Source organism: Lysobacter spongiicola DSM 21749 (assembly GCF_900167055.1).
GTDB classification, from domain to species: Bacteria; Pseudomonadota; Gammaproteobacteria; order Xanthomonadales; family Xanthomonadaceae; genus Novilysobacter; species Novilysobacter spongiicola.
On record NZ_FUXP01000006.1, the window covers coordinates 120,290 to 140,328 of the forward strand.

Genomic DNA, 20,039 nt, shown 5'->3' on the forward strand with positions numbered 1-20,039 from the left:
TTCCCCGCTAGTTCCTGTCGCCCTTGGCTTTCGGGCGCGCGAACACGGTGATCTCCTCGCGGTCATGGAACAACTGGCGCGCCCGGATCTCGAGCGGCCGGTGCGCCTGCTGCTCGAATCCCTCAAGGCAGATGCGCGTTTCTTCCCAGCGCTTCTTCATCGGCAGCTTCAGGTTGAAGACCGCGTAGCGGCACCAGTCCTCGCGGAACCACGTCGCCATGCGTTCGGCGACACGGCGGGGTTGTTCGACCATGTCGCAGACCATCCAGTCGAGCCGGCGTCGCGGTTGCCACTGGAACCCGTCGGCGCGCAGGTGGTCGACGCGGCCGCCATCCAGCAACTGCTGGCGCATCGGGCCGTTGTCGACCGCGGTGACCTTCATGCCGTGCCGCACCAGCACCCAGGTCCAGCCGCCCGGCGCTGCGCCCAGGTCCGCGGCCTGCATGTTGTCGCGCAGCAGTTGTGATCGCTCTTCCTCGTCCAGCAGCGTGAGCAGCGCCTCTTCGAGCTTCAGCGCCGAGCGGCTGGGGGCATCGGGGTGGGCCTTCAGCCGCGGGATCCCGAGGGGCCAGGGCGAGCTGTCGCGCGGATCGCTGCTGGCGAGCACGACGTGGTGCCCGCCGAGGAAAGCCACGTGGAGGCGGGGCAGGCGTGTGTCTTCCTTCGAAGACAGGTATCCCGCCTTGCGCAGCACCGGGCGCAGGGCGTTGCCGAAGCTGCGGGCCAGACCCGCCAGCGGTTTGCCGGTGTCGGAATCCGGATGCTCCACCCACAAGTCGCCGTAGGGGCCGGTTGCGGCGTGCGACTCCAGTGCCTGCATGATCGGCGTGATGCGGTCGGTCGCATCGAGCCCCCGCAGGTCGGCGATGCGCAGCAGCTTCTGGCGGGCGAATACCAGCCGCTCGAGCGGCAGCGCCCGTGACAGTGCAACCGCGTCCTCGGCGATGAATTCGACGAAGCCTGAGCCGCGCTCGGCACGTGCATAGCCGGAGTGGCCGGCAAGCGCGGCCCGCTCGGTGAGTTCGGCGGCGAGTTCCGGTTCGAAGCCCGCCCGGCACCAGCAGAACAGTGCATCGGCCATGTCAGTAGGCACTCCCGCCATGCATGCCGTAGTCCTGCAGTACCGCCCGCGCCTGGTCCCGCTGGATGTCCCGCACCACCTCGATGCCGCGGTTGCGCAGCTCGCCGATCCAGTCCGCGGGCAGGGGGCCTTCGTCGAATTCGGTCAAGGATTCGACATCCTCGCTGCGGGCACCGATCAGCATGCGGTCGATGCCGGCCCAGAAGCTGGCGCCGTAACACTGGCAGCAGGGTTGCGCCGACGTGGCCAGGGTGACCGGCCCGGCCGATACCCCCGGCTCCAGCTCGTTGAGCCGTGGGCGCTGGGTGCGCTGCTGCGCAAGCATGAAGGCCATGGTCTCGGCATGGGCCACCGAACACGACTGCGGCAGCACCCGGTTCACGCCCACGGCGATGACGCGGTCGTCGGGTCCGAACACCACGGCCCCGAAAGGTCCGCCGCTGCGGGCTTCGACGTTGCGCCGCGCCAGGTCGATGGCCAGCGACATCTTCGCTTCGTCACCGGGCCAGGTGCGCGAGGTATCCACCGCCTCGTGTACCCACGCCGGCAGCGTCAGGTGGACCTGAGCATACAGCATTACGGGAGCAAGGCCTGGTTGCTGCCCTTGCACTCACCCTGCACGCACTGGCAGCTGGTGATCGCGGGGAAACCACAGGTCGACATGCGGCCGGTGCGCTCGCACTCGGCCTGCACCGCGGCCGGATCGGTCGGGCTGTCGACGTTGACGCAGGCGGGGTACTCGCCACAACAGTTGCCGACGTTCTTGACGGTGCAGTCGGCATCGCTGCCGCAGGACAGGTCGAGCTTCACCGGTGCGCCGGCGGGCTGCGGATCCGGCTGGGCGGGGGCAGTGTCTGATCCACCGGGCGCGGCAGGTTGGGCGACCGCGTCAGGCGCCGACTGGCCGTTGGTGGCCGACGGCGCGGCGCAGGCCGCCAGCGCCAGCAGCAGGCTCGTCGAGAGCATCAGGGCGAGCTGTCGGAGCGTGCGGGTGCGGGAGGTGTGGATGGGCATGGCCGGTCTCCGGGTAGTGGGCGGGTCGATCAAGTCTTGCTGGCCCAGGTGTCACGCAGGGTGACGCTGCGGTTGAACACCGGTGTGCCCGGTGCATGGTCGTGTCGGTCGGCGACGAAATAACCGAGGCGCTCGAACTGGTACGACGCCTCCGGTCGCGCCTCACGCAGCGACGGCTCCAGCCTGGCGGTGACGGTGCGCCGGGAATCGGGGTTCAGGTAGTCCTGGTAGGTCTTGCCCTCGTCCTCGCCACGGTCCGGATCGGGCACCGAGAACAGGCGGTCGTACAGCCGGACTTCGGCGGTGATGGCGTCGCGGGCGCTGACCCAGTGGATGGTGCCCTTGATCTTGCGGTTGGCGCCTTCCATGCCGGGACGGGATTCCGGATCGAGCGTGCCGCGCAGTTCGACGATGTTGCCGGCGTCGTCCTTGACCACCTCGTCGCAGCGCACAATGCCGGCACCGCGCAGCCGCACCTCACCGCCCGGCACCAGCCGCTTGAAGCCCTTCGGCGGCACTTCTGCGAAGTCGTCGCGTTCGATCCACAGCTGGTTGGAAAACGGCACCTCGCGCGTGCCCTGGTGCTCGTCCTTCGGGTGGTTCGGGAAGGTGAGCGACTCGGAGTGGTCGTCGGGCAGGTTGGTGATCACCAGCTTCAGCGGCTCGACCACGGCCATGCGCCGCGGGGCAACGGCGTCCAGATCTTCGCGCAGGCAGCCCTCCAGCACCGAGAAGTCGATCAGCGAGTTCTGCTTGCTCACGCCCAGCCGCTCGGCGAACAGCCGCAGCGACGCCGGCGTATAGCCGCGGCGGCGGATGCCCTGCAGGGTCGGCATGCGTGGGTCGTTCCAGCCATCCACCAGCCCGGCCTGCACCAGCGCCATCAGCTTGCGCTTGCTCATCACCGTGTAGTTGAGGTTGGCCCGCGAAAACTCGATCTGCCGCGGCTTGCTGGCCTCGAACGGCAGGCCCTTGCTGGTCAGCGGTTCCAGCAGCTCGGGAGAGTGCGCCAGATCCACCTTGTCCACGCACCAGTCGTACAGCGGGCGGTGGTCCTCGAACTCCAGCGTGCACAGCGAATGGGTGATGCCCTCGATCGCGTCGCTCAGCGAATGGGCGAAGTCGTACATCGGGTAGATCGGCCAGGCATCGCCGGTGTTCTGGTGCGGCACCTTCTTGACCCGGTACAGGGCGGGGTCGCGCAGGTTGATGTTGCCGCTCGCCATGTCGATCTTCGCGCGCAGCGTATGGCTGCCGTCGGCGAACTCGCCGGCACGCATGCGGCGGAACAGGTCGAGGTTCTCCTCGACGCTGCGGTCGCGGAACGGCGACGGGCGCCCGGGCTCGGTCAGCGTGCCGCGGTACTCGCGCACCTGCTCGGCGCTGAGGTCGCAGACGAAGGCATCGCCCTGCCGGATCAGCTTCTCGGCCGCCAGGTAGAACACCTCGAAGTAGTCCGATGCGTGGCGCAGCTCGTTCCACTCGAAGCCGAGCCAGCGCACGTCCTCCTGGATCGCCGCGACATACTCCGGGTCCTCCTTGGCCGGGTTGGTGTCGTCCAGCCGCAGGTTGCACACGCCGCCGAACTCGCGGGCGATGCCGAAGTCCAGGCAGATCGCCTTGGCGTGGCCGATGTGCAGGTAGCCGTTGGGCTCGGGCGGGAACCGGGTCTTGATCGCCCGGTGCCGGCCGCCGGCCAGGTCGTCGCGGACGATCTGGCGGATGAAATCCTGCCTGGCGGGTGCATCGGCCGGGGTTGCGACGGGGGCGGTCGGATCGGACATGCTGTGCGGCATCGCTGCGAATGGGGGAAAGGCGGCAGTTTAGCGGGTGTGGCGCGTTCTGCCCCGTTCGCGCGGCGTGCAGCAGCCGAGGGCTAAGCTGCACCCGTTTCCGGCATCGATCCCCTGCCGCCGCCGACCCGCTGCACCGTCGCCTGCAGCGCCAATAGTGGAGCGCCAATGAAAGTCGTCTACGAAGCCGCCAACATCATGGATGCGCACCTGATCCGGCATGCCCTGGAGGCCGCCGAAATACCGGTCTACCTGAAGGGCGAGGCCCTGGTGGGCGGGATGGGCGAGCTGCCGCTGTTCGGCGTGGTCCAGGTGTGCGTGCCGGAAATCGTCTGGCCGCAGGCGCGCGAGGTGGTGGAGTCGGTCGGGCTCGGGCCGGCGAGCGGAGCTGCGCCCGAAGAGGGCGCCGAAGGGGACGGTGAAGCGGGGATGGTGTTCGGCGCCTGATCCGGAGGGCCGCGATACACCGCTCGCGTCGAACCCGCACTGTAGGAGCGGCTTCAGCCGCGACCCGTGGAAATGTCGTGCGGTTGCGGGTCTGGATCGCGGCTGAAGCCGCTCCTACAAGAGCTGTGGCTTCAGGGAGCGGGGTGCGGAGGCTGCAGCAGGTCGGTCGGCAGCTTGCGGAACTCGGCGGCCAGCTGCTGCAGGAACGCATCCATCGCCGAGGTCTTGCGCCAGACCATCGCGATGCGGCGGTGCGGCGGGTCGCCCTGGAACGAAAGCAGTGACACGTCCTTGGAGGGCGGTACGGGTGGCTGCACCGACAGCACCGGCAACAGGGTGATGCCCACCCCGGCGGCGACCATCTGGCGCAACGTCTCCAGGCTGGTGGCACGGAAGCCGTCGCGCTCGTCGGCGCCGGCCAGCCGGCACACATCCAGCGCCTGGTCGCGCAGGCAATGGCCTTCTTCCAGCAGGAGGAGGTGCTGGTCGTCGAGCTGGTCCAGGCCGAGGCTCTCCTGTCCCGCCAATGCGTGGCCGGACGGCACCGCGAGCATGAACGGCTCGTCGAACAGCGGCTCGACGTGCAACTGGTCGTCATGCAGAGGCAGGGCGAGGATCCCGGCGTCCAGCCGTCCTTCCCGCAGCCGCGACAGGATGGCGTCCGTCTTCTCCTCGACCAGCAGCAGCTCGAGCCGCGGAAAGCGCTGCCGGACACCCGGGAGGACGTGCGGCAGCAGGTAGGGTGCGAGCGTGGGAAACACGCCGAGCCGCACGCTGCCGGCTTCGGGGTCCTGGCTGCGCCGCGCGATCTCCGCCATCTGCTCGACTTCCGCGATCACCCGGCGTGCGCGCTCGGCGATGTCCAGGCCGATCGGTGTCAGCATCACCCGGCGCGGGGCCCGCTCCACCAGCGAAACGCCCAGCTCTTCCTCGAGCTTCTTCACCTGCGTGGACAGCGTCGGCTGGCTGACGAAGCTTGCCTCCGCCGCCCGGCCGAAATGCTTGTGGTCGGCGAGGGCCACGAGGTACTTGAGATCGCGCAGGTTCAAGCGTCGCTCCTCCCCGTCGGGCACGATGCCCGGAAAACACCGGCATCCGTGAGGATGCCGGTGCCCTGGGCACTGGTCAGGCCGCGGCCTTCTCGGCCGGAGCCGAGCTGCGGATCAGGTGGTCGAAGGCGCTGAGGGCCGCGGTCGAGCCGGCACCCATCGCCACCACGATCTGCTTGTACGGCACCGTGGTGGCGTCGCCGGCGGCGAAAACCCCCGGCAGCGACGTCTGGCCACGGTCGTCGATCACGATCTCGCCGCGGTCGGAAAGCTCGATCGTTCCCTTCAGCCATTCGGTGTTGGGCAGCAGGCCGATCTGCACGAACACGCCTTCCAGCTCGACCGTGTGGCTGTCGCCGCTGTTGCGGTCCTTGTAGACCAGACCGTTGACGCGCTGGCCATCGCCGAGGATCTCGGTGGTCTGGGCGCTCACCACCACGGTGGCGTTGGGCAGGCTGCGCAGCTTGCGCTGCAGGACCTCGTCCGCACGCAGCTTCGAATCGAACTCCACCAGGGTGACGTGCTCGACGATGCCGGCCAGGTCGATGGCCGCCTCCACGCCGGAGTTGCCGCCGCCGATCACGGCCACGCGCTTGCCCTTGTAGAGCGGGCCGTCGCAGTGCGGGCAGTAGGCCACGCCCCGGTTGCGGTACTTGTCCTCACCCGGGACGTTGACCTGGCGCCAGCGGGCCCCGGTGGACAGCACCACCGTCCGCGAGCGCAGGGTCGCGCCGTTGGCCAGCTGCACCTCGACCAGCCCGCCGGTGGCGTCGCTCGCAGGCACCAGCTTCTGCGCGGTCTGCAGGTTCATGATGTCGACGTCGTAGTTGCGCACGTGCTGCTCGAGCGCCGCGGCCAACTTCGGGCCTTCGGTGTATTCCACCGAGATGAAATTCTCGATCGCCATGGTGTCGAGGACCTGGCCGCCGAAGCGCTCCGCGGCCACCCCGGTGCGAATGCCCTTGCGCGCGGCATAGATCGCCGCCGCGGCGCCGGCCGGGCCACCGCCGACCACCAACACGTCGAAGGCTTCCTTGGACTTGATCTGTTCGGCCTGGCGCGCCTCGGCGCCGGTGTCGAGCTTGGCGACCACCTGCTCGATGGTCATCCGGCCGGTGTCGAACATCTCGCCGTTGAGGAACACGGTGGGCACCGACATCACCTCGCGCGCCTCGACCTCGTCCTGGAACAGGGCGCCGTCGATCGCGACGTGGCTGATGTTGGAGTTCAGCACGCTCATCAGGTTCAGGGCCTGCACCGTGTCGGGGCAGCTCTGGCACGACAGCGACATGAACGTCTCGAAGCGGTAGTCACCCTCGAGGTTGCGGACCTGGTCGGCCAGCTCCTCGGTGATCTTTGCTGGGTGGCCGCCGACCTGCAGCAGTGCGAGCACCAGCGAGGTGAACTCGTGGCCCATCGGGATGCCGGCAAACGCGACGCTGATGTCGGTGCCCGGGCGGTTGATGGCGAAGGAAGGCCTGCGCGCATCTTCGCCGTCGTGGCGCAGGGTGATGCGCTCGGAGAGGGCGTCGATGTCGCGCAGCAGGCCGTCGAGCTCCCGCGACTTTTCACTGTCGTCGAGCGAGGCGACGAGCTCGATCGGCTGGGTGAGCTTCTCGAGATAGGCCGTCAGCTGGGTCTTGAGGTTGTCGTCGAGCATGTCGATGGCTCCGGACTGAAGGAATGGGGGAGGGGAGGAAGAAGGAAGGGCGCTTGCAGGAGCGGCCTGGGCCGGGGGAGAGGGAGCCGGGGTGGGAGGGGAGCCCGGAGAAACCGGCAACGGCGCAGGCCGCTGGTGCAAGCACCCGGCGGGGCCGGGATGCCCGGGCGGGCGATGCCGCCCGGGCGATGGCACAACGATCAGGGGGTGATCAGATCTTGCCGACCAGGTCGAGCGAAGGTGCGAGGGTCTTCTCGCCTTCCTTCCACTTGGCCGGGCAGACCTCGTTCGGGTGGGCGGCGACGTACTGGGCCGCCTTGACCTTGCGCAGCAGCTCGGAGGCATCGCGGCCGACGCCGCCGGCGTTGATCTCGACGATCTGGATCTTGCCGTCCGGGTCGATCACGAAAGTACCGCGGTCGGCCAGGCCCACGTCCTCGATCATCACCTCGAAGTTGCGGGTGATGGCGCCGGTGGGGTCGCCGATCATCGTGTACTTGATCTTCTTGATGGCTTCGGAGGTGTCGTGCCAGGCCTTGTGCGCGAAGTGGGTGTCGGTGGACACGCTGTAGATCTCCACGCCCAGCTTCTGGAATTCGTCGTACTTGTCGGCCAGGTCTTCCAGCTCGGTCGGGCAGACGAAGGTGAAGTCGGCCGGGTAGAAGAACACGACGGACCACTTGCCCTTCAGGTCGGCTTCCGAGACTTCCTTGAATTCGCCATTCTTGAAGGCCTGGGCCTTGAACGGCTTGATTTCGGTATTGATCAGAGACATGCAGTCGTCCTCTTGGGTTGGAGGGAGGGAAGAAAGTGAATACATCGTAGGACGGCCTATCGAATCATTCAAATCGATTGATGGAATGGATTTGATAGGCCTTGCCTATAACGGGTCGCTCTGGCCGCCGGCTGAGCGGCGGTCGCGACTGATCTGTGGTGGAACGCCGCTATATCAAGCCGGGGAGTCGCGAGGCGGAGAGTGGAGTCGCGGCATCGCCATGACCATCGTCATGGGTCCGTTGCGCCAGTGGGGCGCTAAGGTCGACGGGTTGCCCATCAAGGAAGTGCCCATGCTCCCGATTCGCCACCTGGCCTGCGCCGTTGCCTTCGTCCTGGCCACGGCATCCTGCCCCACGACCGCCGTCGCCCAGGACGCCGCAGGCGTCACGGCCTCCGCAGAGGTGCCGACCGGGCCACTGCCCCGGACGGTGGTCCCCAGCCTGGTGGAGCTGGAGCTGAAGCTCGATCCGGGCCAGCCGCGTTTCTCCGGATCCACGACGATCCACGCCGACATCGCCCGTCCGACCGATGTGGTCTGGATGCACGGCCGCGACCTCGACGTCTCCCGCGCCGAGGCGGTATTGCCCGCTGGCCGCCGGGTGCCCCTGGAGGCGAAGCAGGTGCATGTCTCCGGCGTGCTCAGGCTGACAGCCGCGGAGGCGCTGCCGGCCGGTCCTGCCACCATCGAGATCGACTTCGAGGCCCCCTACGGCAACCTGATGGGCGCCTACCGGGTCAACCCGGACGGCGAGGACTACGTGGTGACGCAGATGGAGCCGCTGGGTGCCCGCAGTACCTTCCCGGGGTTCGACGAACCCAGCTTCAAGCAGCCATGGGACGTCACCCTGATCGTTCCGGAGGATGACGTCGCCCTTGCCAACGCGCCGGAGACATCCAGCGAGTCGCTGGGCGATGGCTGGAAGAAGGTCGCTTTCAGGCGCACCGAAGCGTTGCCGAGCTACCTGCTGGCCTTCGTGGTCGGCCCCTGGGACGTGCCCGTCGCACCGGACATCGCGCCCCACGGCCCGCGCAACACGCCGATTCCGCTGCGTGGAGTGGCCGCCAAGGGCCAGGGCGAGCGGATGCGCTATTCGCTCGAACACACCCCGGCGATCGTGCACGCACTGGAGGATTACTTCGGGGCGGCGTACCCGTTCGCCAAGCTGGACAACGTCGCCGCGCCCGATTTTGGTGCCGGCGCGATGGAGAACGCAGGGCTGGTCATTTACCGCGACACGCTGATGCTGCTCGACGAGGCGTCGCCCGTCGGCCAGCGGCAGGGATTCTGGGGCGTCAGTGCCCATGAACTCGCCCACCAGTGGTTCGGCAACCTGGTGACGATGGCCTGGTGGGACGATCTCTGGCTCAACGAGGCGTTCGCCACCTGGATGGGCAACAAAATCACCGGCCGGCTGCAGCCCGACTTCCACACCGACCGCAACATCCTGGAGGGGGGGCTGCGGGCGATGCGCGCGGACAGTCTCGCCTCCACGCGGCGCATCCACCAGCCGATCAACGACTTCACCGAAATTTCGTCGGCGTTCGATGGCATCACCTACCAGAAGGGCGGGGCGGTCCTGTCGATGTTCGAAAACTACGTCGGCGAAGAGCGCTTCCGCGACGGCGTGCGCCAGTACCTGCGCGCCAACGAGCGCGGCAACGCGACCAGCACCGACCTGATCGACGCCATCGCCGCGCAGAGCAACGAGCCGGAACGGGTCAAGGACGCCTTCCTCGATTTCATCGACCAGCCCGGGGTGCCGATGGTCAAGGTCGATGTCGATTGCGATGAGGGCGACAGCCCGGCGCTGGTGCTGCAACAGCAGCGATACCTGCCGATCGGCTCCTCGGCGGACGCCGCGCAGACGTGGGGTATCCCGATGTGCGTGCGCTATGCGGCCGATGGCGATGTTCAAGAGCAGTGCGGGCTGGTCGCGGGTGACCGGGCGAGGTTCGCGTTGGAGCAGGCGCAGTCGTGCCCGGCATGGGTGATGCCCAACGCCCACGGAGCCGGGTACTACCGCTTCGCACTGGCACCACAGTGGCAGGAGGCGGTCTCGGCCGCCTTTGAGCAACTCGACGAACGGGAGCAGCGCGTCTATGCCGACTCGGTCACCGCCGCCTATGGCTCGGGTGAACTGACCGTTTCGCAGATGCTCGCGGCACTGCCCCGTTTCGCCACCGCCGATGCACGCCAGACCGCCACCGCCGGCATGGGCGAGGTCGAGTGGATCGAAGAACACCTGCTGGCCGACGAAAGCGGACGTGCCGCCCTGCGGGCCCACGTTGCCGACGTCTACCGCCCGCGCCTGCAGGCGCTGGGCATGGTGCCGCGGCAAGGCGAGAGCGATGACGACCGCCTGTTGCGAAGCGGCCTGATCGGTTATTTCGCGGATACGCTGGGGGATGCGGCGGTGCGGTCGGTCCTGAAGGAACGCGGGGACGCGGTCCTGGGGCTGGGGACCGGCGGGGCACTGGATCCCGACGCGACCTCCCGGGACCAGCGTGGAACGGCGTTGTCGGTGGCGGTGCAAGAGGGCGGCCAGGCTGCCTTCGACCTTGCCGAGGAGCACCTGCGCGCCAGCCAGGACGCCGTGCTGCGGCGCGAGTTGCTCTCCGCGATGGGCAGCGTGACCGATCCGGCGCTTGCCGAGCGAGCGCGCGGTTTTGTTCTGGAGCCGGGCCTGCTGAGGCTCAACGAGATCTACTACGTGGTCTTCAGCCAGGCCGGGGAGTCGGGCAACCGGCCCGCCCTGCGCGACTGGCTGGAAACCAACTACGACGCGTTGCAGGCGAAGCTCGCACCCGGGGGGTCGGCCATCGCCAGTGCGTATGCCGCCGGCATGTGCAGCGTCGGGGAAGCCGAGGCGCTGCAGCAGCGGTTCGGCGAACGGATGTCGACCATCGAGGGCGGCCCGCTCGACCTGAAGCAGACCGCTGAAGCGATTGCGCTGTGCGCGGCAGCCAAGGATGCACGGCAGGGGCAACCGATCAGCTACTGACCGCCCTCCGGCATCACGGCGTAGGATGGCCGCCCCCGACTACCCATGCGATCCGATGCCGCGCCTGGATGCCCTTCTCCGTGATGCCCGCACCGGCCTCGATCCCGGCGAGGCGGAGCTGTTGCTGGCGCACGTGCTCGGTCGCCCGCGTAGTTGGCTGTACGCGCACGGCGACGACGAGATTGGCGAGGCGGTGGTAGCACGCTTCGCCCAGCTGCTGGCGCGCCGGAAGGCAGGCGAGCCGGTCGCCTACCTCACCGGCCGGCGCGGGTTCTGGCGCTTCGACCTGCAGGTGGAACCGGCGACGCTGATCCCGAGGCCCGAGACTGAATTGCTGGTCGAGCTGGCGCTTGGGCGACTTCCAGTCAGTGTCCCGTGCCGGGTGGCGGATCTCGGTACCGGCAGTGGCGCGATCGCCCTGGCGTTGGCCCACGAGCGTCCCGATGCCCACGTGGTCGCCACCGATGCCAGTGCAGGCGCTCTGGAGGTGGCGTCCGCCAATGCCCGGGCACTCGGGCTGGACAACGTCACCTTCCGCCTCGGCGACTGGCTCGCACCGCTTGCCGGAGAGCGATACGAGCTCATCGCCAGCAACCCGCCCTACATCCGGGACGACGACCCGCACCTTGGCCGGGGCGACCTTCGCTTCGAGCCCTCGAGCGCATTGGTTTCCGGCTGCGACGGTCTGGACGCGATCCGGGTGATCGCCCGCGAAGCGCCTGCGCATCTGTCGCCGCGTGGCTGGCTGCTGGTCGAACACGGATGGGACCAGGGCGAAGCCGTACGCGCGCTGTTCGAGGACGCAGGGCTGCATGAGGTGGAGACAGTGCGGGACCTCGAAGCCCGCGATCGCGTCACCCTCGGCCGGAACGGCGGCTGACCGCCGGCGGAGGCTGCGGGTTAACGGGTCGCTCGTTAGAATTTGCTGCTTTCCATCCGAGAGCCGCCATGCGCACCCTCTATCCCGAGATCGAGCCGTACGACACCGGCAGCATCGACGTCGACGAGCGCCACACGCTGTACTACGAGCAGTGCGGCAACCCCGACGGCAAGCCGGTGGTCCTGTTGCACGGCGGCCCCGGCGGCGGTTGCAGCAGCAAGATGCGTCGCTTCCACGACCCGGAGAAGTACCGCATCGTGCTGTTCGACCAGCGCGGCAGCGGCCGCTCCACGCCGCATGCCGACCTGGTCGACAACACCACCTGGCACCTGGTCGAGGACATCGAGAAGCTGCGCGTGAAGCTCGATATCGAGCAGTGGCAGGTATTCGGCGGCAGCTGGGGCTCCACGCTCGCGCTCGCCTACGCCGAATCGCACCCCCGGCGCGTGACGGAGCTGGTGCTGCGCGGCATCTTCATGCTGCGCCGATGGGAGCTGGAATGGTTCTACCAGGAGGGCGCCAACCGCCTGTTCCCGGAAGCCTGGGAGCACTACCTGAAGCCGATCCCGGTGACCGAGCGGCACGACCTCATCAGCGCCTTCCACCGCCGCCTCACCAGCGACGACGAAAACGAGCGCCTGGCGGCCGCCAAGGCCTGGAGCGTATGGGAAGGCGCGACCAGCTTCCTGCACATCGACGAGGACTTCGCCAGCAGCCACGAGGATCCCCGGTTCGCCCTGGCGTTCGCGCGTATCGAGAACCACTACTTCGTCAACAGCGGCTTCTTCGAGGTCGATGACCAGCTGTTGCGCGATGCCGAGCGCATCGCATCGATCCCGGGCGTGATCGTGCACGGGCGCTACGACGTGGTGTGTCCGGTGCAGAACGCGTGGGACCTGCACAAGGCCTGGCCGAAGGCCGAGCTGGCCATCACGCCGACGTCCGGCCACTCCGCGTTCGAGGCGGAGAACGTGGATGCGCTGGTGAGCGCGACCGATCGCTTCGCCTGAAGCCCTTCCTGCCGGGGCGCGTCGCCCGCGCCTCAGTAGCCCGGCGCGGGGGAGCCGTCCGGGTCGTGGTCGACCATCCACAGCCCCGCCCACAGCTTCAGGTCCATCTCGAAGCCCTCGCGCTGCTTCTGCATCAGCCAGGCAGGCGCCTGCTTGCGCGGCACGGTGTGGACCACGATCTCCTCGTTGTCCACGCCGCCGCCGTCGCCGACCTTGACCAGGTCCCGGGCCCGCACGAAGGCGATGCGCTCGCTGCTCATCCCCGAAGACGTCGGCCCGATCAGCAGTACGTCCACCCGCCCCGGTTTCCAGCCGGTCTCCTCAACCAGCTCTCGCCGGGCGGCGATCTCGAAGGTGTCCTCGGCGAGGTCGTCGCCGACCAGGCCGGCCGGCATTTCGATGGTGCGTGCCCCCAGCGGAACCCTGTACTGCTCGACGAACAGCACTTCGTCATCGGGCGTGACCGCGATGATGATCACGGCCATGCCATTGCCATGGGTGCGCTCGGCGTATTCCCATTGGCCGCGCCGGACCATGCGCAGCCAGTCGCCGTCGTAGAGGATCTCAGGGGTGTCGTCGTTCATGCGTGCCATCGTAACCGTGGGGCGTTGCAGGAGGCGGCAGGTCAAGCGGCCGGTGCGAACTCGAGACCGGCGGCGTTGAACAGCCGCCGGCGCGTCATCGGGCCGAAGCGCAGGCTGTCGCACAACCCTGCCAGTGCACCGCCATCCGCCGTGGAGCGGACGAAGTGGGTGTCGGCGCCGAGGAGCGGCACGTCGCAGGCGATCGTCGCGAGTTGCCGGCACAGCAGGGCCTGCTCGCGGTGCGCACGCAGCCTGGCCGCACACGCAGCCGCACCCCGCAGGCGCAGGTAGGGCACCTCTTCGACCCGTTCCAGTAGCGCGTCCAGGCTGCCGAAGTACGCCAGCAACGCAGCGGCCGTCTTGGCCCCGATACCAGGCACGCCGGGGATGTTGTCCACCGCGTCCCCGGTCAGCGCCAGGTAGTCGGCGATCTGTGTCGCCGCGACGCCGTGGCGGGCGGGTACGCCGGCGGCGCCCCAGCGCTGCCCACGGGCGAAATCCCATTGTTCATCGTGCTCGCCGAGCAACTGCGAGAGGTCCTTGTCGGCCGAGACGATGACCGCCTTGAAGCCGTGGCCGCGTGCGCCGATGCAGGCGCTGCCGATCAGGTCGTCGGCCTCGTATTCGCGATGCCCCAGCACGCACAGCCCGAGTGCGACGCACAAGGCACGGCAGTGCGCGAACTGGCGGCGCAGCTCATCGGGTGCAGGCTCGCGATTGGCCTTGTAGGCGGGATACAGCGCATTGCGGAAGCAGGAGTCGAGCGCTTCATCGAAGGCGATGGCGATGTGCTGGGGGCGGGTGCGGTCAAGCAGTTCCAGCAGGAACCGGGCGAAGCCATGCACCGCGTTGGTCGGCCACCCCTCGGCGTCGCGGAATTCGTCGGGCATCGAGTGCCATGCGCGGAACACGTAGAGGCTGGCATCGACCAGGTACAGCGTGCGGCGCGGGGCGTCGGGGTGGATGCCAGCCGGCGCCGGCATCATGGCGCCCATTCCGAGAGCAGGTTCGCCGGGTCCGGACGCTCACGTTCGGGCACCTCGATGCAGGGGGTCCCGAGATGGATGAAGCCGATGATGCGTTCGTCCTGCGCCAGCCCGAGCATCGATGCGACACCCGCATCGTATGCCGCCCAGCCGGTCAGCCAGCAGCCACCGTAGCCCAGCGCCTGGGCCGCCTGCAGCAAAGCGAAGCAGGTGCAGCCGGCCGTGAGCAGGCGCTCGGTTTCCGGAATCTTCGGATCGGCTCCCAAGCGGGCGATCGCCACGACCACCAGGGGCGCGTGGCGATAGCGGTCGCGATCTTTTTCGAGTGCCGAAGCCGAGGCATCGGGATCCGCCGCCTGGTGCAGGTTCGCAAGGCGCTCCCCGAACGCGCGCAGGGCGTCGCCACGGATGGCGATGAAGCGGAATGGTTCGCGGCGACCATGGTCAGGGACGCGGGTGGCGGAGCGGAGCAGCCGGGCCAGGGTCGGCTGGTCGGGAGCCGGCGCCTTCAGTTGCGTGTACGGCACCGAACGGCGCGTGTCGAGGCTGGAAAGGCCCGCGTTCGCGCGCGCAACGGAATCAATGGGAGACATCGGTCACAAGATGGAGAGCCTGCAGGAATGCTGACCCATCTTGCCACTATGCTGCGCTATGCGTCCCCTCGAGGGCGACATCACGTGACACCTGCCAGGTAGACAGACGTGCCCATCCAACCGCTCGGCACCGCCCAAGCCACACGCAAGGATCCCACCCGGGTCCTGGAGGAGATCAAGCGCCTCGCGCTCGAGCAACTCGGCGGGTTGCCGGGCAGCCTGTACCCGGCGGTTGAGCGGGCGCTGGAGGCCGCGGCCAACAGCAACATGGATCCGCGGGCTTCGCAGGTCCTGTACCAGAACCAGGCCGCGCTGTGGGTGCTGAAGCAGCATCACGCCGCCCACGTCATGCGCTTCCGCCAGAACGTCGGGTCCGGCTTCGACAGTTTCCGGCCACAAGGCGGCCGCGCCCGGCGTGAGCTGCCGCTCGGACTGGTGGACGAGGGACAACTGGACCTGCACCTGGCCGGGCAGACGCTGGTCCAGGTTTTCGAGAAGATCCACGCCGAGCCGCTGGAGGCCATGGCGGGCCGGTTGAAGGTGCTGTCGGCCGTGCTCGGGCTGGAGCCGCCGGAGAACCCGGTGGGCCCGGAGCGGCTGGTCTCGTCCTTCGTGGACACGCTCAGCGGCGAGCAGGTGCCGGAGGCCCTCCGCGGGCAGTTGTTCCGGCAATACGAGCAGGAACTGGCGAAGGTTCTCGGCAACCTCTACGAACAGGTGAACACGCTGCTGGCAAGCAGCGGATACGGCACCGCCGTGCCGGGTACGCAGGCACCCGCGCCGCGGCCGGAAGTGCCGCCGGTGTCCCATCACGAGCTGGTCGAGCCGCGCTTTCCGTCTGCCCCCGCGGACACCACGGGCCCGGCGGGTCCGGGCTGGAGCGGCGCGGACGCGGCCGGCGGCCATGGCCCTGCGGGTGGTGCCGGCGTTGGCCCGGGTGCGAGTGGCGCCGTGGCACCTGGCCACGGAAATGCCGCGGGTGATCAGCGTGGAGCTTCGGCGGCTGGAGCACCGGGCGGTGGTGATGCCGCCGCTCCGCAACAACCGGGCTTTGACTCCGCTCCCGGGGCTTCGGCTCCGACGCCTGCCGAACTGGTGGAGCTGCGCAACATGCTCCACGCGTGGCGGGAGGGCGTGTTGCGTGGTGCCGCCGGCCCGATGCCTGCTCCCGGCCAGGTCCCGCAACCTGTGTCCGCTGACCGACGCGAGATGCGCGTGGACGAGGTCGTCAGCGTCGCCTCGCTGCTGCAGGCGGAACCCTCCGACGTATTCGCACGGGCCCTGGCAGGCAGCGGCCGCCTGGCCGGGGTGATCCGCGAACAGCTCAGCGACGGCTCCCGCCGGCTCGGGCTCGATCCGGAAGGCATCCGCTTCAGCCTGGACGAGGAGGATGCGATCGACCTGGTCGCATTGCTGTTCGATTCCCTGTTCCAGAGCCACCAGCTGCAGGATCGGGCGCGACGCCTGTATGCGCGCCTGGTGCTGCCGATCGTCAAGGTGGCACTGACCGACCAGGACATGTTCGTCCGGCCGGCCCATCCGGCCCGGCGCCTGATCGATGCGATCACAGAGGCCTGCGCCGGCAACCGCGGCGAGACTTCGCAGGAGCGGGAACTGCTCGACCGCGCGGCCGCGGTCTCGCAACGGGTCGTGGCCGAGTACAACGAGGACCTTGCGATCTTCGAGACCGCGCATGCGGAGCTCGACGCGTTGCTGCAACAGCAGCGCCGGCGCATCGAGCTGCAGGCCGAGCGTGCCGCCAAGGCGACCTACGGGCGCGAACGCCTGAACCTCGCTCGCGACCAGGCCGACACGATGCTTGCCACGCGGCTGGCGGCACCGCCCCTGAGCCATGCGGTCGCCGATTTCCTGATGACCTCCTGGCGCCACCACCTGGTGCAGGTACTGCTGCGCGAAGGCGCCGACAGTCCCCGCCTGACCGAAGCCAAGGCGCTGGGCGACGCGATCGTCGCGGCGGACCGGGTCGCGGCCGAGGCCCGTGGTGGCGAGCTGGCGCGTCGTTTGCTGGCGCTCGAGCCGGCCATCGTCGCCTGCCTCGCCAGCTCGGGGCTGGACCACACCGCCGCAGAACATGGGCTGGCCGTGCTGGTGAAGGGGCTCGTTTATCCCGATGCGCCCCGCAAGCTATACGAGGCGCCGACTTCCGACACCTCCGATGAGGAGGAGGACGAGAAGGGCCTGTGGCTTGCCGGTGGTACCGACACGCTGCGCTTCGATCCGGCCGTGGCCGACCGCATGCGCGACCTGGAGGTCGGCGAGTGGTTGCAGCTCACGGATCTCGACGGTGAGACTTCCGCGGTGAAGGTGGCCTGGGCCAGTCCGCTGACTTCCCGCCGCTTGCTGGTCAACCGTCGCGGCGTGCGCGTGCTGGTTGCGTCGGCGGAGGAACTGGCCGTGCTCTCGGCGGCAGGACGCCTGCAGCTGGGCTGCGAGCCCACCCCGTTCGAGCAGGCGATGCAGCATGTGCGCGGGCAACTGGACCGTGCAGTGGGCCACCACTGAGCATCGCGTCGCATCCCGTGCGGTCATTCGCTAGGATGCATCCAACCCGGATCGGAGCGAGCGCATGGCGGCAACCATCATCGGTACTGCGCGCGAGACCGTGCCTGGCGAACGCCGGGTTGCACTGACGCCGGAGACGGCGCGCAAGTTCATCGCCGCCGGGGCCAGCGTCCGTGTCGAGCAGGGCGCAGGGCTGTCCGCCGGATTCACCGACGAGGCCTATGCCACGGCCGGTGCCGAAGTGGTCGATGCGGACGCGGTGTTGCAGTCGGACGTCATCCTGTGCGTACAGCCTCCCGTGCCCGAACGCCTGATGCAGTTGCGGCAGGGCACGGTGCTGGTCGGCCTGCTGTCCCCGCAGGCCGAGCCTGCCCGGGCCGCCGCGATCGAGTCACGGCAACTGGTGGCATTTCCGCTGGAGCGCCTGCCCCGGACCACGCGCGCCCAGGCGATGGACGTGCTGAGTTCGCAGGCGGGCATGGCCGGCTACAAGGCGGTGCTGCTGGCCGCGGGGCTTGCTCCGCGGTTCTTCCCGATGCTGACGACGGCAGCCGGCACCATTCGCCCGTCCCGGGTGCTGGTGGTCGGGGCGGGCGTCGCCGGCCTGCAGGCCATCGCCACCGCCAAGCGCCTGGGGGCCCAGGTCGAAGGTTTCGACGTGCGGCCCGAAACGCGCGAGCAGATCGAATCGCTGGGCGGGAAGTTCCTGGACCTGGGGGTAAGTGCGGCCGGCGAGGGCGGCTACGCGCGCCAGCTCAGCGATGAGGAGCGCGCCGAGCAGCAGCGGCGCCTGGCCGAGCACCTGAAGCAGGTGGACGTGGTGGTCTGCACGGCGGCAGTGCCCGGACGGCCCGCACCCAGGATCATCAGCGCCGACATGGTGGCCGGCATGAAGCCTTCCAGCGTGGTCGTGGACCTCGCGGCGGAGACGGGAGGCAACTGCGAGCTGACCCGTCCCGGCGAGACCTTCGAAAGCGGCGGCGTGACCGTGGCCGGGCCCTTGAACCTCGCCAGCAGCGGCGCGGTCCATGCCAGCGAGATGTATGCACGCAACCTGCTCAACTTCACCAGCCTGCTGTTGAAGGATGGTGCGCTCTCACTGGACTGGGATGACGAGTTGCTGGCGCGGACGGTCTGGCCTGAACGACAGCCGGGCTAGTCTCCGCGCTCCCGGGACCTGTGGGGTGCCGGATGCGCCTCTACCCAGGCCTCTCGCTCGGCGGCATCCATTCCGCGCCACTTCGCCTTCATCGCTTCGCGCGCGTCCGGCTCCAGTGTTCGCATGTGGTGGTAGAGCGCCCGCGCCTCTTCCCGCTGCTCGTCGGACATGTGGCTCCAGCGCTTCACGCCACGGCGGGCGTGTTGCCGCTCATCAGGCGTCATCTGCTGCCAGCGGCGGGCACGTTCAAGCATGGCTTCGCGCTGGCCGGGCTCCGCGTTCCAGCGCTCACGCACGGGCGCGATCAGGGTGGCACGCTGCGCTTCGGACAATTGCTCCCATTGCGGCAGGCCGGTCTCGCTCGCATGCAATGCAGGGCACCCGGCAGCGGTGCCGGACAGCAGGGCCGCGGCAAGGGCGACCTGGGTCAAACGGGACATCATCGTGAGAACTCCGCGGGGGGCAAGGCCTCGTCGTTAGCGGCGAGCCAGAGGTAGAAGTCGGGATTTTCGTCGAGTGTCGCCAGCATGGCGGCGACCTCCTCGTCGGCGATCTCCCGTGCCGAAGCCTCCGCCGGCATGGAGGCCATTTGCGGCTGCGAAAGGGCCGGTTCCGGGTCGATGGCGGGCTGCAACTGCAGCGTGGCCACCAGCGCCAGCGCCAGCGCGGCCGCGCTACCGGCCACCAGCCAGCCGAAGCCACGTCCACGGCGGGGCTCGGTCGCTGCACTGCGTGCGCGGCGCAACCGGGCCAGCACCGCGGGCGACAGGTGCTCTACCGATCGCGCATGGCTCGCGCGGGCCATCCGGTCGAACTGTCCGGAGGTCATGTCTTCGCGGTCCGGTGTCATCGCCAGTCCTCCAGTTGTTGCTGAAGCGCCTCGCGGGCCCGCGAAAGGTGCGTCTTCACCGACCCCTCGCTGCAACCCATGACCCGCGCGGTGGTTGCCACGTCGAGTTCTTCCAGGATCCGCAGGCTGAATGCCTCGCGCTGGCGCCGGGGCAGCCGGGCGACCGCATCGGACAGCCGGGCGTAGCCTTCCTTGCCGTCGTGGGTGCGGGACGGGTCCGGCCCGTCGTCGCTCCAGTCCGGCATGCTGCCGTCGTCGCGCTCCTGCGGCGACACCAGCCAGCGCAGCCGGAACGTGCGCCGACGCTGGATGTCGATGATGCGGCTGCGCAGGATGCTCCAGAACAGCGGCGTCCATTCCGCGGCTGGGCGATCACGATAGTTGATCATCTTCATCATCGCGTCCTGCACCGCGTCCAGTGCGTCATCGCGGTGTCGCAATCCAATCTCCGAGAAGCGATAGGCCCGTGGCCCGATGCCCGCCAGGAACTCGTCCAGCGATGCCGGCGCGCGCGGCGCGGCAGCCACGGCTTCGCCGGTGTCGGGCGCTGGTATGTCGGAATTGGGTTCGGCATGGCTCGTCACGGGTAGCAGCATAGGCGGTCGGCTTCGCTGGGGCGCGTAGCGTCCGC

General features: G+C 68.8%; 19 protein-coding genes. 6 read left to right on the plus strand and 13 right to left on the minus strand.

The genetic code is table 11. The features are described from left to right. Positions 1 to 7 precede the first annotated feature (7 nt). From rlmM to B5D37_RS09420, 4 genes are read right to left on the minus strand one after another with little or no spacing between them, the layout of a single operon-like run. Complete coding sequence (rlmM, locus tag B5D37_RS09405; protein WP_143814242.1) at positions 8 to 1,081, minus strand: 23S rRNA (cytidine(2498)-2'-O)-methyltransferase RlmM; 1,074 nt, start codon at positions 1,079 to 1,081, stop codon at positions 8 to 10. 1 nt (position 1,082) lies between these two features. Then, positions 1,083 to 1,658, minus strand: coding sequence for a nucleoside deaminase (locus B5D37_RS09410; protein ID WP_078758477.1), 576 nt, complete (start codon positions 1,656 to 1,658; stop codon positions 1,083 to 1,085). Next, positions 1,658 to 2,095 carry a hypothetical protein gene (locus B5D37_RS09415; protein ID WP_078758478.1) on the minus strand — a complete coding sequence of 146 codons (438 nt, stop codon included), beginning with the start codon at positions 2,093 to 2,095 and terminating at the stop codon, positions 1,658 to 1,660. The genes B5D37_RS09410 and B5D37_RS09415 overlap by 1 nt, the downstream gene beginning before the upstream one ends. Before the next feature lie 29 nt (positions 2,096 to 2,124). Beyond that, positions 2,125 to 3,879, minus strand: a complete 1,755-nt coding sequence (locus B5D37_RS09420) for a glutamine--tRNA ligase/YqeY domain fusion protein (protein WP_078758522.1) — start codon at positions 3,877 to 3,879, stop codon at positions 2,125 to 2,127. Positions 3,880 to 4,056: 177 nt separating this feature from the next. Here B5D37_RS09420 and B5D37_RS09425 point away from each other — a divergent pair, with 177 nt between their 5' ends. Further along, entirely contained in the window at positions 4,057 to 4,335 is a 279-nt protein-coding gene (locus B5D37_RS09425; protein WP_078758479.1) for a putative signal transducing protein, read from the plus strand. Positions 4,336 to 4,466: 131 nt separating this feature from the next. Here B5D37_RS09425 and B5D37_RS09430 read toward each other — a convergent pair whose 3' ends face one another. From B5D37_RS09430 to ahpC, 3 genes are all read right to left on the minus strand, one after another. Next, positions 4,467 to 5,384 carry a LysR substrate-binding domain-containing protein gene (locus B5D37_RS09430; protein ID WP_078758480.1) on the minus strand — a complete coding sequence of 306 codons (918 nt, stop codon included), beginning with the start codon at positions 5,382 to 5,384 and terminating at the stop codon, positions 4,467 to 4,469. Positions 5,385 to 5,460: 76 nt separating this feature from the next. Then, a complete protein-coding gene (gene ahpF, locus B5D37_RS09435; protein WP_078758481.1) occupies positions 5,461 to 7,044 on the minus strand; it encodes an alkyl hydroperoxide reductase subunit F in 1,584 nt (527 codons plus the stop codon). A 211-nt stretch (positions 7,045 to 7,255) separates the two neighbouring features. Continuing rightward, a complete protein-coding gene (gene ahpC, locus B5D37_RS09440; protein ID WP_078758482.1) occupies positions 7,256 to 7,819 on the minus strand; it encodes an alkyl hydroperoxide reductase subunit C in 564 nt (187 codons plus the stop codon). A 220-nt stretch (positions 7,820 to 8,039) separates the two neighbouring features. Here ahpC and B5D37_RS09445 point away from each other — a divergent pair, with 220 nt between their 5' ends. The 3 genes from B5D37_RS09445 (at position 8,040) to pip (ending at position 12,713) form a co-directional block, all read left to right on the plus strand. Then, positions 8,040 to 10,823, plus strand: a complete 2,784-nt coding sequence (locus B5D37_RS09445) for a M1 family metallopeptidase (protein WP_078758483.1) — start codon at positions 8,040 to 8,042, stop codon at positions 10,821 to 10,823. A gap of 55 nt (positions 10,824 to 10,878) precedes the next feature. Continuing rightward, positions 10,879 to 11,703 carry a peptide chain release factor N(5)-glutamine methyltransferase gene (prmC, locus tag B5D37_RS09450; RefSeq protein WP_078758523.1) on the plus strand — a complete coding sequence of 275 codons (825 nt, stop codon included), beginning with the start codon at positions 10,879 to 10,881 and terminating at the stop codon, positions 11,701 to 11,703. 68 nt (positions 11,704 to 11,771) lie between these two features. Then, entirely contained in the window at positions 11,772 to 12,713 is a 942-nt protein-coding gene (gene pip, locus B5D37_RS09455; RefSeq protein ID WP_078758484.1) for a prolyl aminopeptidase, read from the plus strand. A 32-nt stretch (positions 12,714 to 12,745) separates the two neighbouring features. Here the strand turns inward: pip and B5D37_RS09460 are convergent, their stop codons facing one another. The 3 genes from B5D37_RS09460 to B5D37_RS09470 are packed head-to-tail and all read right to left on the minus strand — an operon-like array spanning position 12,746 to position 14,876. Beyond that, positions 12,746 to 13,306 carry an NUDIX hydrolase gene (locus B5D37_RS09460; protein ID WP_078758485.1) on the minus strand — a complete coding sequence of 187 codons (561 nt, stop codon included), beginning with the start codon at positions 13,304 to 13,306 and terminating at the stop codon, positions 12,746 to 12,748. 32 nt (positions 13,307 to 13,338) lie between these two features. Further along, the gene (locus B5D37_RS09465) at positions 13,339 to 14,292 is read right to left on the minus strand and encodes a 5'-3' exonuclease (protein WP_078758486.1); all 954 of its coding nucleotides are present in this window, start codon (positions 14,290 to 14,292) and stop codon (positions 13,339 to 13,341) included. Next, positions 14,280 to 14,876, minus strand: coding sequence for a nitroreductase family protein (locus tag B5D37_RS09470; protein WP_078758487.1), 597 nt, complete (start codon positions 14,874 to 14,876; stop codon positions 14,280 to 14,282). Before B5D37_RS09470 ends, B5D37_RS09465 begins: the two co-directional genes overlap by 13 nt. A gap of 108 nt (positions 14,877 to 14,984) precedes the next feature. On the opposite strand from B5D37_RS09470, the gene B5D37_RS09475 reads away from it, so the two are divergent. Next, entirely contained in the window at positions 14,985 to 17,399 is a 2,415-nt protein-coding gene (locus B5D37_RS09475; RefSeq protein WP_078758488.1) for a DUF1631 family protein, read from the plus strand. Positions 17,400 to 17,463: 64 nt separating this feature from the next. Then, the gene (locus B5D37_RS09480) at positions 17,464 to 18,558 is read left to right on the plus strand and encodes an NAD(P) transhydrogenase subunit alpha (RefSeq protein WP_078758489.1); all 1,095 of its coding nucleotides are present in this window, start codon (positions 17,464 to 17,466) and stop codon (positions 18,556 to 18,558) included. On the opposite strand, the gene B5D37_RS09485 is transcribed toward B5D37_RS09480, so the two are convergent. From B5D37_RS09485 to B5D37_RS09495, 3 genes are read right to left on the minus strand one after another with little or no spacing between them, the layout of a single operon-like run. Then, positions 18,555 to 18,998, minus strand: coding sequence for a DUF3106 domain-containing protein (locus B5D37_RS09485; RefSeq protein ID WP_078758524.1), 444 nt, complete (start codon positions 18,996 to 18,998; stop codon positions 18,555 to 18,557). The two genes, B5D37_RS09480 and B5D37_RS09485, sit on opposite strands and share 4 nt — an antisense overlap. Then, on the minus strand, positions 18,998 to 19,408 hold the full coding sequence (locus tag B5D37_RS09490) for a hypothetical protein (RefSeq protein WP_078758490.1): 411 nt from the start codon (positions 19,406 to 19,408) through the stop codon (positions 18,998 to 19,000). The genes B5D37_RS09485 and B5D37_RS09490 overlap by 1 nt, the downstream gene beginning before the upstream one ends. Further along, positions 19,405 to 20,004, minus strand: coding sequence for an RNA polymerase sigma factor (locus B5D37_RS09495; protein WP_078758491.1), 600 nt, complete (start codon positions 20,002 to 20,004; stop codon positions 19,405 to 19,407). The genes B5D37_RS09490 and B5D37_RS09495 overlap by 4 nt, the downstream gene beginning before the upstream one ends. Positions 20,005 to 20,039 lie beyond the last annotated feature (35 nt).